The 13379-nt window shown below is 70.0% G+C and carries 5 protein-coding genes; all 5 read right to left on the bottom strand.

Annotated elements, in window-relative coordinates; genetic code table 11:
• Positions 1 to 3: 3 nt before the first annotated feature.
• The 5 genes from ACIQF6_RS34015 to ACIQF6_RS33995 all read right to left on the bottom strand — a co-directional run bounded on the left by ACIQF6_RS34015 (position 4) and on the right by ACIQF6_RS33995 (position 13229).
• Positions 4 to 1137, bottom strand: a complete 1134-nt coding sequence (locus tag ACIQF6_RS34015; protein ID WP_400902129.1) for a DUF6083 domain-containing protein — start codon at positions 1135 to 1137, stop codon at positions 4 to 6.
• Between the two features lie 258 nt (positions 1138 to 1395).
• A complete protein-coding gene (locus ACIQF6_RS34010; protein WP_400902127.1) occupies positions 1396 to 3729 on the bottom strand; it encodes a hypothetical protein in 2334 nt (777 codons plus the stop codon).
• 456 nt (positions 3730 to 4185) lie between these two features.
• A complete protein-coding gene (locus tag ACIQF6_RS34005; protein ID WP_400902124.1) occupies positions 4186 to 7206 on the bottom strand; it encodes a hypothetical protein in 3021 nt (1006 codons plus the stop codon).
• A gap of 1217 nt (positions 7207 to 8423) precedes the next feature.
• Positions 8424 to 9578 carry a damage-control phosphatase ARMT1 family protein gene (locus tag ACIQF6_RS34000; RefSeq protein WP_400902121.1) on the bottom strand — a complete coding sequence of 385 codons (1155 nt, stop codon included), beginning with the start codon at positions 9576 to 9578 and terminating at the stop codon, positions 8424 to 8426.
• Positions 9579 to 9593: 15 nt separating this feature from the next.
• Positions 9594 to 13229 (bottom strand): NB-ARC domain-containing protein, encoded by a 3636-nt coding sequence (locus ACIQF6_RS33995; RefSeq protein WP_400902118.1) that lies wholly within the window; start codon positions 13227 to 13229, stop codon positions 9594 to 9596.
• Between the last annotated feature and the right edge of the window lie 150 nt (positions 13230 to 13379).

The following is a 13379-nucleotide window of genomic DNA, read 5'->3' as shown; positions in this document are numbered from 1 at the left end:
GACTCACCATTGCGGTCCTTCCTGCTGCTCCCAGGGCCGGCGGTGAGGTGTGTCATCGCCGGTCTGCTGCCAGCGCCGGTGGACTCCGGCGCGGCGGCGCTGGATGCGTTCGCAGCTGTAGCAGAGCCAGCCCGTTCCGACGGCGACGACTGTGGTGTTGCTGCAGTTGTCGCCCGCGCACCTGGTGATCCGGGGTGCTGCCGGGGTTTCGGCGGCTGGGGCGGGTACCTGGCGCTCGTAGCCCTCGGGGCGCCGGCGGACGATGAAGCGGCCGTGCCGGTCGGCGTTGAAGTCGACGAACTCGGTGGGTACCGCGTCGGGGGCGTCCCCCACGTTGTGTTCCGTGCAGCGCTGCTGCAACCAGCGCAGGGCGTCGCGGTAGTCGAGCGGGGAGAGTTCCCATACCCACATCGCGCCCCGGGGACCGCGGTTGCGGCGGCCAGGCGGCAGCGGCACCGGGATCTGTTCCCAGGTGCCTTCTTCGATGTCGAAGAGGGTTCGTTCGCACCGGTCGTCGGTGTTGTCGTCCCAGGCGACGCACTGGACGTCGTCGATGGGGCCCGGGGCGATGCGCAGCCGGCCGCCCCAAGCGAGGACATGGCGCTCTGCCGGTACTTCGACGTCGGGCTGAGGCTCCGGTTCGACTTCCTGGGCCGCGTCTTCGTCGGCGTTCCCGTCGACGGGCGGGGTGAACGTGCCGTTCTCGATCATTTTGCGGGTCCGTACTGCCAGTGCCTGGACCATCGGCAGCATCACTGGGTCGAGTCCGGTGTGGTCCACGTTGGGGCAGACCGTGGGATGGGGGATGCGGCACCTCAGATCGATACGGCCGTAGCTGCCGCGGCGGGCCACTCCTCCCTCGACCGACCAGCGGTACTGGAAGGGGACCCGTTTGGCGGGGAACTCGCCGAGGAGCATGGGGATGCGGCCGCCGCCGGACCGGTCGTACCACTCGACAGGGTTCCCGCAGCGGGTGCACATCCCGGTGGCGTGCGCGCGGAGTGTTTTCGACGGGCTCCAGGGGTCGAGCCGGGCAGCGGTCAGTCCCCTTGTCGGCGGCAGTGGCATCGTCAGCATCCCTCGCAGACGGGTGATGTGACTGACCATCATGCACTGTGTTGTGGCCGGAAGTTGCATCGTCGCCGATTCGAAGGACGGGACCCTGGACCGGATCACGGCGACAGCCCGGTGCCCTCGCCGGCCGGCCCTGTCGTCGCGGAACCGCGGTCCACGGCTCGGTCTGAGGTGGAGCCGGATCGGACCCGGTCCAGCGGGGCGGGCGGGGACTATTCAGCACGTAGTCCAGCTCGGGTACGGGTGCCCGGCCTTGTCAGGCGTCGTGCCGGGAGATGGAAACGCCGACTGCAATGGCCCTGAAGGTGACAGGGAGCTACCTCATCGCAGCGAGGGTGGCAGCTCGAAGTCGCTGCCGGCAAGCCACAGTCCAGGGCACTGGTCGGTACCCGCGCTGTGCGCCATCCGCAGGATTTCTACTGGATCGGTTTCTTCGGAGATAACCTGCTCAAGGCTCTCCTTGAAGGTCGCCCATTCCTCAACGGACGGCCAGTCTGTCCAACGCTTCGGTTCGACTGTCGAGCGGCGCCAGGCCCGAAGCCAGATCGTCGCTGCGTCGTATCGAAGGTCTCCAGACCCTCGGACGTGTCGAGACACACCCCGGCCCAGCCCGGCGGAGCTGGCCCTCACAGCCTCCTCGATAAGCGGGAACGAGTATCCGGAGTTGAACATCGCCTTGACCTCAGCCCGGACTTCAGCACCCAACTGGACACGCGAGGCGGGGCTGATCTCCTCCAGATCGAGTTCGACGAACTGGTCGTTCAGCAGGGTCACGTAACGGTTGGACAGCTCGACTACTTCGGGATCGTCGAGGCTTCGCATCCGCCGGGTCGGCAGCGGTTCTTCCTCCTCATAGCCCCCCGGTGTGGCGGTGTCCCCCACGTACGGTGCTCCAGGGAATCCGTCCAGACCGAAGGGGGCGAGCAGCAGCGCTCCCAGCTGGGTGATGATCCACGCGGCCAGTTCTTCGGCGCCGGCTTCGTGGCCAATGGTGTGCGGGACCGCGGCAACGACAGCGAGCGCCGCCTCACGCCGTCCGATCACCGGGGCGAGCCCGCTGAAAAGGACGGTGAGTTGGAAGGAAGCGTGCGCCACGGCTCCGAGACCGGCACGTGGTTTTCCGGTGTCAGCCCAGCGATCCTTCAGCCGACTGAGAGCTGCGGGCATGTCGTCCGGGTTCCAGCGGCCGGGGTATGCCGAGAGCCAGGTCAGGGGGAACATGATTGGCGAGTTCGGAGACGGTGATTGCGGCGAAGTGGTCGGGGCGCGCGGTTCGAGAGCGGGCGCGGGCAGCTGGTTCTTGAGCTGGGGCAGGCTAGTGTCGATCGGGTTGCTGTTGAACAGCCCAAAAAACAAGGTCCGAGTCATGGCGGCCGGCCCCCGGCCGCTGATCTCGTTGAAGGGCTTGATCAGCCAATCTGATTCCGCCACGGCACGCTGGGACTGTGTCTCGAAGTGGTTGACGGCGTGGGTGGTCATGTTGACCCGCGGCGCGCGAGGGTTCGCCTGGGCAGCTTCGGCCGCCGCTCGGGTGGCTCGCCAGACCAGGTTGTAGATCTCACCCAGGGGTCGAAGCCCAGCTACCTTCAGGGATGCCTCGTGCAGCCGGGCGGCGTGATTGTCCGGTACGACGGGCAGAAGAAGGTGCTCGAGCCGCCACCGGAAGTACCGCAGCGCCTCGGCCGCCACCAGTTCCTGGGCAACCTTGAGCAGGTCGTCCTGCTGACCGGCAGTCAGGGCATGGATGTCCAGGGACTTCATCAGGAGAACGTCGAGGAACTCGGCCGACTTGCTCAAGCTAGGGCCGTAAGGCGCGAAGTAGCAGGCCCGGAAGGGGTAGAAGGATCCGGAGAGTGCCGGGGGCACGACGGCGCGGAGGTCGCCAGAGGCCTTGGCGAGGGCGTCCTCGTAGGAGGCCGGTTCCCAAACAAAGGCGTTCAGCGGGCTCGACGGGTGGATCGCCAGCAGCCCTGACCGAACCAGTTCTCCCATCAACGGAACGTGGGCGTCGGGGTCCGGGTGAAGCGATACCGGCCAGGAATCGAGGCTGGCAACAGGAGTGGTGTTCGGCGCGTAGCGCAGAACGGCGAGCGCTCCGAGCATCTCCCTGACGGATGAGTCCGGGATCTGCTCCTGGGACGAAGGAAACACAGCCGGGTACTGCTCGTCGACGACGGCCCGCTGCTCCTGCCGCCACAATTCGTGGACCTCGTCGGCGACTTGACGTGCTTCGGCAGCGGCCCGCTGTGCCTGGACCTTGGCCAGCCGGGCGGGGCTGATGAGGGCGTTTGCCGCCGATGTGAGGGAAGGGGTGCAGTCTACGCAGTCCGGTGTGCCGTCGAGACAAACCTGTTGGAAGGCGCTGCGCGAGGTGAGGGTGAGGGGGCCGGCGCACTTGGCGCAGGCCCGCCCGGGAACGGTGGCGCGTACGCCGGCTGCGGCCACGATGTAGTGCTGCCGACCCCAGCCTGCGATGTCGATCGCGCTGGTTTTCTCGGACCAGACGGGTACGGGCGGGTCTTCGGTGAAGCCGGCCAGCGCCCAGTAGCGTTCGCCGAGTGCCACGAGTTCCGGCGGAGCCTCGTCGACGGGCCGGATCTCCGGCATCAGTTGAGTGAGGTCGTCCAAGTTCAGTGGAGTCTCTGCGTCCGCCATCGTTGCACTCTAGTGGCCCACCGTGACTCTCCGCTCGTGGTCGCACCGTTCAGCACCCGAAGGCGAGTCAGGCCGACTTCGCGATCCAGTCTGGGGCGGATGAGGAACGCGCGGAGGGGTCGCTCCGGCCCGCGTCGCGCCCGCGACGGCCAGGGGCGACATGGTGGCGTTCGCGCTGCTGGTGGGCGGGCTCGCCGACGTCCGTAGTCGAGGTGGCCTCGATTGCAGGCTGATAGGCGTCCGTGGGCTCACCCAGCCGGTTTGCAGCGCTGCCACAGGATCGCTTCCCGGCCGGCAGCGGCCTCGTCGAGCAGGGGCCGCGTCGGCTGTGCAATGGGCCGGCCGTCACGTCGGACGGGCAGTCCTGGCAGCACACCGCGGCTGTGTTCGCCATGCCTGTGATGGTCGTGATCGATCGGTCCCCTTCCCGATTCTCGACGGTGCCGTCGGTGGTGGTCACGCGGCCTGCCCGCCCTCTGCGGTCCCCGCCGGTCCGGTGGGACCGGCGGAGCGGGCCAGGATCTGGCGGGCCTCGGCGACACGCCGGTCGAGCACCTTGCCCGCCGTGATCTGCCGGGCCACCCGCGCCTCCCGGTCCGCGCGGGCCTGCAGCGCGTCCCGATCGGCACTCTCGGTGGTCTGGGCGGTACCCAGTACGGCGGCACGGACAGCGTCGGCCTCCCGGCGTGCTCGAACAGAGGTCGCAAAGCCCTCCAGGGCCATCTCCCGCCAGAGTTCGCCCAGGTCGCGTACCGCGTCCAACTCCGCGACGCCCCGACCGTACTCGTCCAGGTGCCCGTGCCCGTGCCCGTGCCCGTGCCCGGCGCGGGCCTCGGTGCGGACCTCCGCCAGGGTCACGGCGGCCCGCTCGGTGATCCGATGACGGGACGCCCCGTCGGCGAGGTCCGCCCAGAAGGCCAGCGCCACAACGACGCACTCCTGCGCCGCCCGGTCGAGGTCGGCGGCCAGTTCCTCGGCGCGCCGGGTCTCCACCGCCTGCCGGGCCAGGGCCCGGCCGGTGCCGTTGACGCCGCACTCGGCGTCCTGGTCCGCCGCAGTCCGCCCGGTGGCCTCGATCTGTTCGCGGCGGCGGATTGCGTCGGCGAGCCGGCGGTCGAACACCCATCGCGCTGCCCGGTGACGGGCGAGGTGGGCCTGCTCGGAGGCTGCTTCGGCGGCTTCCTGCAGGGTGCGGTACCGGTGGCGGGAGCGCATGACGGCCGCGTGGACGGCCTCCGCCTCCCGGTCGGCGGCGGGCAGCAGCGCGCAGTGGGCCAGGGCCCGGACCTGCAGGGAGTCGCGGAGCACCTCGACCGCGACGAGTTCCGCCATCAGCCGCGAGTCGACCCCGAGCTCCTCACCGTTGAGGTCGTCGAGCGCGTTGGCCCGGGACTGCTCGCGGGCCTGCCGCAGGTCGCCGGCGATCAGCTCGCGGGCCGCCGCCACCTCCTCCGGAACGGCCGGGTCGATGCACACCAGCGCCAGGTCCAGGCACTCCAGGGACGCGTGGGTGACGGCCCGGTCGATCCGGCAGTCGGCGCACAGGCCGGCCGAGTCGGGGGCGTGGCAGTCCTCGCACGGCAGGGCCCGCAGTGCCCGCTCGGCCTCGGCCGTACGGGCCTCGCGCTCCAGCCGGCCCGCCTCCCAGCGAGCCTGTTCGGCGGCGATGCGGTGCCGGGCGGTGGCCAGCGCTTCCTGCCGGGTGCGGGTGTGCTCGGCCAGCGCGGCCTCGACCGCCTCCCGCCGCTGCTCGTCGGTCGCGTCGGAGGGCAGCGCCGCGACAACCTGCCGGGTCAGGATCAGCCGGATCGAGCGCCGGTCGGAGATCCGCAGGTCACAGGCGGTGCAGTCCTGGCCGGTGTCGAGCCGGATCCCGTCGTCGCAGGACCGCTCCGGGCAGTCCGAGCCCTTCAGCAGGCCGCGGTGCCGCAGCCAGCCGACCGGATCGGTGATCGGCACCGCGCCCTGGCGCCGACGGCGGAAGTCCAACCGCCCGGCCAGCAGCTCCACGGCCGCCGACGGGCCGCTCCAGAACGTGACCGCGTCCAGCTCGGCAGCGACCTTGGTGAGCACGAATGCCCTGGTGGAGGGGTTCTGGATACGCCACCACACGTCCGCGACGGGTGCCAGGACGGCGGACAGCCGCGGGTCCCGGGGCTCTCCGAACGCCGTCAGCAGGCTGCCGACATGCCCGGCGGCAACCGTCCGGTCGGTGCCGGAGCGGACCTTCACCGAGCCCTTGCCGCCCACCTTGCGCTCGATCACGCGCTGTTCCCCGCGAAGCGGGATCTCGCGGTCCTCGCGCGCGCCCGCGCGCTCCGGCCGACGGGCGGTCACCCCCTCGGCGCTCGCGCCGGAAAAACCACAATCCTCACCGTCACTTTCACTACCTACAGCAACCACATGAGCGTGGGGAGCGTGGAACTCGGCACTCGCCGGCTCCACCCCGCCGGCCGCTCCGGAAGGCATTTCCGCAGGTCCAACGCCTGACTGGCGCTCTTCGGACGCCTCGGAGCTTTCAAGATCCCCATCGGTACTCGCCGAGGGCGACGAAAGAGCCGCACCGGTCTCCTGGACGCCTTCCACGGCCGGGCACGCCGGAGCAGCTGGCTGTGCCTGCGGCTGCTCCGGCTCGGGGGGCACCGGCAGCTCCGGAGCAGCCGGGCGCACCGGCGCAGGCCGCTTCCTGGGGCGCACCGCCGCGTAGCTCGCGGCCACCGGCAGCAGCGTCACCCGGCCGGACGGCGCCGAGCCCTCCAGCCGGTCCACCTCCACCACGCCCGCGCTCTCCAGCCGAGACAGCACCCGGTCCGCCTCCTCCGGCGTGACCGGCGCCGCGCCACCACGCAGCAGCAGGGCCAAGGTGGCCGCGCCGCGCCCGAGCTCCGGCACCGCCAGCGAGCCGGAGCACAGCCGCAGCCGGCCGTTCTCCCGGCACGACAGCACCAGCAACAGCAGGGCCAGCCGGTCGGCTGCTGCGCCGTGCCGCTGCTTCCGCTCGACCCGAGCCAGCAGGCCGGGCGGCGTCGGCTCCTTGCCCGTCGGCTCCCAACCCGGTCCGAACAACCCCTCGCACAGGCGCAGCAGGGTGGCGAGCTCACTGCGGGTCAGGGCCAGCGGATGCCGGACATTGCGGGCACGGCGCAGCCGCGCCACCGGCTCCAGCCGCATGTCGAGAGCAACGGCCTCACCCCGCTCGTTGGTGACCGTGGAGGTTCGCAGCGCGCCGCGGGCCCGCAAGGGCGGGAGCACCTTGTGGCTGACCATGGAGATGCCCACGCCGAGCCACCGGGCCAGCTCACCCGACCACAGCACCGTCGAGCCGGTCTCCAGCCCGCCCTTCGCGTAGACCACCACGGCCGCCAGGCGCGCGGCGTCCGGCAGCCCGGCCACCGACTCGTCGGCCAGCAGGGCGTGCACCGCCGCTTGCAGTCGCGTCCGCATCGGCTCGCCCAGCAGCAGCGCCTCCGGCGACACCGCCTGGTCCGGGACAGCACGAAGCCACCGGCGGCCACCGGCCGACCGGGACCCCGTCGAACGCTGGCCAGGCACCGATCCGAGAGGCGATCGGCGAGCACGCGGCACCCGGGCCCCGGCAACAGCCCCCGCCATCACAGGAACACTCCCGGACCGAACGACCCGCAGACGCCGTCCGACACCGCAGTGACGCCGCCCGCAGCCGCAGCATCAGCGGCTCCAATGCCAAGGCCGGCTTCTCCACCCACCGCCACCGCGCTGGAACCACCGGGAGTCTGGCCGGGAACGAACCGGCGGGCCGCCCTTACACCCAAGGGGCGGTCAAATCCCCCCTCGACATCATCATCCGAACTAGTGATGTGCGTCACGGTTTTGGAACCGCGCGCTGCCGGTCCGACAACCCGTCCGACAACCCGTCCGCCAGCGAATGCCAAGGCAGCAGCGGGGGAGGAGGGACCGCCCCCCTCCCCGGGGGCACCACACGCGCCCAAACCCCGGCCGACGCCAGCGGCACTCTGGGCCGGGGAAGACTGGAAAGGGGTGCTGAGCTGCTGCAAAATGGCAGAGCCTTTCTAGTTAGCTGCTGCAAAGGCAGATGGGCCGGCCCGCTCCAACGGGTCGGTGACGGACCCCCAGGGGGCCGGGTTCCTCGCAAGAACCGCACTGCGCCCTTCCCGGGTCCCAGCCGCCAAGCCGGGACCCGTTCGGGGCCATCGCCCGATCGCCAAATCGGGCGGATCACGTAAGACCGCATGCCGGTGGCTCCACCCACTGGAAGCGGCCCTGGGGTTGCTGGCCTCGCCAAAGGCCGGCGCCCCCGATGGTCTAAGTCACCACACCGACCCCCTTCGGGGGAGAGGTGTATCCGAATACAACGACGGCACCCCGCCGGAGCGACCCACAAGGGATCGCATCCACGGCGGGGTGCCGCGTGTGTGCCAGAGAGCGCGTACGGGTACGCTGCATCACGTCGACCTTCCTACAGTTCAGGTCTGACCACGGAGAGGGCCCCTGCCAGGGGGCGCTAATCCATTCGCGCCGTCCGGACTTGTCCAAGGTCCGGGCGGCGAATTCTTTTGTGTCGATCAAATGCGGAGCCAGCCTACCCCTTCCGAGGGCGCCACACGCAGCCGTCGATCGTTCGTGTCGATCTGACAGCACGAAGCTCCGATGACCAGACAAACACGAGGCATCAGGCTCAACGACCTGGTGGCACGTCATGGGCGCACCTGAATCAGGGCGTGCGTGCCGGCGGTCCGCCAGTCAGTCTCAGAGTCTTCCAGCTCAGCCAGCTTCTTCGGCCTCAGTCCAACGATGACGTCGGACTTAAGCGTGCGCAGCGTCGCGACCGGGCCAGGGAAGTAGCTTGCCGCCTCGGTGAACGGTGTTGTCGGCTTCCACCAGCGGTCGCCGACCAGCCGACGGTAGTTCAGGTCGCCCTTCAGGATGGTCACGGTGGCGGTCGCAAGCTCGGACCGCAGGGAGGCCGGCATTGCGGCGAAGTCGAAGGGCTCGCACCAGAAGGCGTCAGTGCATACCCGCAGCTGGCCGACTGCCGCCGCCTCACGCAGACGCTCCCCGACAGCGTGGGCCTCGCCTTTGCCGAGCAGCAGTGCCCGAAGGCAGTCGGCGACGTCCCCGAGTGTGGCGTCAGAGACGTAATACGGCGTCGGCTTGACGTGCAGCACCACCTTGCCAGCCAGTCCGGTTGCCAGCAGGTGGTCGACGAGGACCAGGTCCGCGACCATCTCGGAGCCGGCGTTGTCCGCAACCATGGCAACCGTTCCGCCCGGGGCGGAACGGAGCAGCTCCCACAGGCGCTCGCTGTTGTCGGCCACCAGGCCGGAGGCCTGGATACCGCGACCCGCGGTGATCTGGAGCGCCAGATCGGCGCGGTTGCCCCACAGGCTCGACAGGAGCAGCGTCTGCCCACGCTCGTCGTCGGCCAGGCCAGCGACGTCGTCGAGCGCTGAGATCTCCGCTGACACCACCTCGCCTGCGAGCTCGGCCTGCTTGAACGGCGCAAACAGATCGACGCCCTGCCAGGGCCCGGGCTCGAAGAAGCCGGTGGCCTCAAGCAGGCGCCGGTAGAAGAAGCTCTCCGCCCACAGGAACGGCGTCTCCGCCCACCGGCGGCCGTAGTAGGCGCTCCCCCATTTGTGCCAGAGCTGGTAGTCGCTGGCGCTGTCGGGCAGCGGATGAATTACGCCGTGGACGCCCTCCTCGGCGAGCTCGGACAGCGCCTGCCGTTGCCCGGGCTCGAAGGGCCAGGCCCCGGTGAGCCGTTCAATCAGCGCGGGATGCCGCTTGGCGAACACGTTGCTGGCGAAAGGCGACTCACTAGAAATGATCACCGGGGCCTGCTGGGACATGAGCGTCTATCCCTCTCAGAACTGGTTCAGGTCGAGGTCCAGGACGACAACGCCAGCGGCGCTGCCGACGAGGATGCGGCCGTGGACCTGGTCGTAGGCGGCACAGTTGAGGCTGCCATCGATTCGGACCTCGGCGAGCTGCTGCTGCTCGGCGAGCGACCAGAGCCGGACGGTGCCGTCAGCGGCAGCAGAGACGAGCCGGTCCGGGGCGCTGGTGAAGGCGACCATGAGGATGCGGCCGGAGTGCCCGCTCAGCTGGGCGGTGAACCGGTCGCTCGCCAGGTCACGGACTGCGATGTCGCCAGTGCCAGCGCCGACGGCAGCCCGGAGGCCCTGATCGTCGAGTGTGACGGCCCGGGCCCAGCCGGTCGGGCAGGTGAACCGGGAAACGAACTCGCCGTTGGCGGCCCTCCACACGCGGACGGATCCGTCTCCGCCGCAGGCCGCGAGGACCTGGCCGTCGGCGTTGAACGCGATCGAGCGGAGACGGCCAGCGTGGACGTCCTGCGACCACAGCAGATTGCCGCTCGGGAGGTCCCAGCAGCGGATGTGCCCGTCACCGGTGCTCGCCGCCAGCCTCGGAGCGGTGCGGGCCATGGCCACCGCCCAGGTACGGTTTGTGTCCTGGTTGAGGGTCAGTTCCCAGGCCTCGTCCGCGAGCGACCAGGCCCGAACTGCGCCGTCGCCGCACGCGGCCGCCACCAGGTTCGTGCCGGAGGCGAGGGACCAGACCCGTCCGTGCCCTGCTGGCAGTCGGCGCAGCAGGGTCGAGTCGGTGGCGTCGACCAGGTCGACCTGCCCCGCGCCATCGCCGATCAGCCCAACCGTGCCCGTGTTCGAGTACGCCGTCGACCAGGTCGTGTTCGACCCATGGGCCAGTGTCTGCAGCGGACCGCCGTGCGTCGGCCACAGCCGTACAGCCCCATCCTCACAGCCGGCGACGACCGTGCCATCACCGCTTCGTGTGAGCGAGCGGACCCAGTCGACGCCTGGCGGCAGGGCGGTCTTCCCGGCCTCACCGTCAATAGTCAGCGCGTGGATCGTCGGCTCCTCCGTCGCGGTGAGTACGAGGCCGCCGTCGAGGGAAGTGACGACGGAGCGCACCCGGCCAGGCAGGTCCGTCGTGCGCCGGACCGGGGTGAGTGTTCCGCCCTTCGTCGCCCACACCACCACCGATCGGTCACCGGAACCGGAGGCCAGCAGGCCCGACCCGGCAGCGAACGCCACCGAGCGCACCCAGTCCCGGTGCTGGGCCTTCTCGTCTAGCAGCCGCCCGGTGGCCAGGTCGAAGAGCCGGACGAACTCGTCCTCACCAGCGACAGCGATCGCCGGCTCGTCCCCGCCGCCGACCGCGACCGACCACACCGGCGTGCCGGTGGTCTGCATCCGGCGGACCAGCAGCAGCCGCCCGGTGTCCCACACGCACACAGCCCCGTCCTCGGCGCCCGAGACCAGCAATGGCTGGTCCGGCGCGAACGCCAAGGCCCGGATCCGGCGGGAGTGCCCGGCCAGCACACCCACCGGCGTGCCGGAGTCCGTGCGGTACAGCCGGATCAGACCGTCATCCCCGGCGGAGGCGACAACCGCTCCGTCCGGCGAAAGCGCGGTGGCGAACACCCAACCGGTGTGCGCGCGGAAGGTACGCAGCGGCTGACGGGTATCGAGATCCCAGAGCCGCACCGTGCCGTCCTCGCCGCCGGAGGCGACGATCCTCGCCACGGTGGAGACGCTGACGATCGCTCCCACATGCCCGGCGTCCTTCGACTCGGCCGCCGCGCCGCGGCGCAGCCACCCGGCGGTGAACGCCGCCCCGAGCGAGGCCGTTTCGGCGAGCGCCTCCGGCGCTACTGGCGAAGGTGAACGGTGCAGGGCGATCGACAGCGTCGCGGCCACATCGGCCGGCTCCGTCAGCCCGGTCAGCAGATACCCGGAGCCCGCCATCAACCGCGCCGCCGTCCACGCGGCCGAGCGCCGCCCCGTGGGCAGGGCGTCGAGGACCGCCGCGTCGGCGACCAGCGACTGCTCCCCCACCAGCGCGACCTTCCGCACCACATAGGAGGGAGAGGACAGCAGCGCAACAAGCTCGTCCTCCAGGGCAGCTTCACGCAGGTGGTACGGCAGGTGACGCCACAGGTACCCCTGCTCGGCGCCCAGCTCCTCCCACCGGCCGCCAGTCGAATCGCGAAACGCATCCAGCAGCGAGCCGTGCAACTGCGCCCAGTCATCCGCGACCAAGTGCCGCAAGTAGGACCGGAATACGTCATGCAGCGTGATCGTCTCCGTGTCCGCCTGATAGCTGCTCACCAGCGACCGGTCCGCCAGGACACGACAGAACTGCCTGGTGGCGTGCGGAGACCAACCGAACGCCACCTTCCACCAATGCGTCAGCGCCCGGACCGGGATCGCCGTTGCCGGCGGGAACACCGCCAGCGACATGTACCGCGCCCGCAGGTCCGAAGCGCCGTTGAGTACGACGCTCTCCTCCAAGCCATCCAGGCTGGACGCAATCGCCTGACCGATCGCGCTGCGCCGCTGGTCGGCGTCGAGCACGTCGAAGGCCTGCGGCCCGTAGTCGCGGATCGTCTCCGACGTCTCCGCCACAACGCGCCCCGAGGACGCCCCCGAAGCCACGTCCTGGCCGACGGTCGAACCGACAATCTGCGCAAGCAGCGGCCAACCGCCCAGCAGCTCGGCGAGCTGCTGGGCCTCCGAGTGCTGCAGCGAGGCGACGTTTCGAGTCAGCATCTCGCTGATCTCGGCCGCCGTCATCGGCCCGAGCCGCACGACCTGCGCGGTTGACGGACACACCCGGACGTTCCGTGTCGTCACCAGCCGCACGCACTCCTCGCCGCCAAGGAGAAACGGAGAGAGGTCGGCGGCGGACCACACGTTGTCGATGACCAGCAACGCTCGCCGATCCTGCAACAGCCGTGCGAGATGGAAGCCGGCTTGCTCCGGATCCGTCAGCGCAGGCCTGGTCCCGCTGAGGTGGACGCAGACGTCGGAGACAAGCTCCACGACTCGGGCCGGGGTGCAGTCCTCGCCAGTCTCTACCCAGAGGATCTCCGGGAAGAGTTCCTGGATCCGCTCGTTGTTGACCAGCTGCGTTGCGATGGTCGTCTTGCCGAATCCCCCGGGACCTACGACGGCGACCGTCGCGATTCCCTCGGCGTTGTGGGCCTCCTCCAGGACGGAGATGAGGCCATCAAAGTCAGTGTTCCTGCGCACCAGACTGGGCTCCGCGTTCGGAATAGGGAGAAAGCTGCCCGGTGTCGCGGGAGCCCCCGGCACTTTGCCGATTGCTCCCCAGAACCGCTCCTGCTCAGCCGGGCTGCACCGCTCCAGGGTTGAGTCCAGTGCCTCCTGGAGGAGCTTGCTGATCGCCTTCGGATTGGAAGGTGACTCCCAGTCGGACACTGTCCGGCTTCCGACGCCCAGGTAGGCCGCGAATCCCCGCACCGACTGGCGCTTGGCTTCCCGTAATGCGCGCGATTCCTTTCCAGTCCAGCGCTGCACTGTGCCCACCGAGACCCCCTCGACCGACTCTCCGACGCTAACAACGAGTTGTGCCTTAAATCGCGGTCGTGTGCCTACTCCGCAGCAGACCCGCAGCACCACCGCCACGCTGATCTGCAGGGCGGTTTGGATCATGAACTAGATCTTTGTCGACGCGAGCCTCAGTCCGCAGCGTTGCCGCAGCACCACACCAGCCACAGCACCGGGAAGTCCCGGCAGGCTTCTGGGCATCGGAGCTGGACTACCCCGCCCCGCTATCGGATCGACCGGCTGGAGGTGAGTGAT

Source organism: Kitasatospora sp. NPDC092948, from assembly GCF_044754805.1.
Lineage (GTDB): Bacteria > Actinomycetota > Actinomycetes > Streptomycetales > Streptomycetaceae > Kitasatospora.
This window is presented reverse-complemented; position numbering and strand designations above follow the sequence as displayed.

Coding starts and splice junctions, on each gene's coding strand:
- ACIQF6_RS34015 (WP_400902129.1), bottom strand. CDS start 1,137: ATGCAACTTCCGGCCACAACACAGTGCATGATGGTCAGTCACATCACC.
- ACIQF6_RS34010 (WP_400902127.1), bottom strand. CDS start 3,729: ATGGCGGACGCAGAGACTCCACTGAACTTGGACGACCTCACTCAACTG.
- ACIQF6_RS34000 (WP_400902121.1), bottom strand. CDS start 9,578: ATGTCCCAGCAGGCCCCGGTGATCATTTCTAGTGAGTCGCCTTTCGCC.
- ACIQF6_RS33995 (WP_400902118.1), bottom strand. CDS start 13,229: ATGATCCAAACCGCCCTGCAGATCAGCGTGGCGGTGGTGCTGCGGGTC.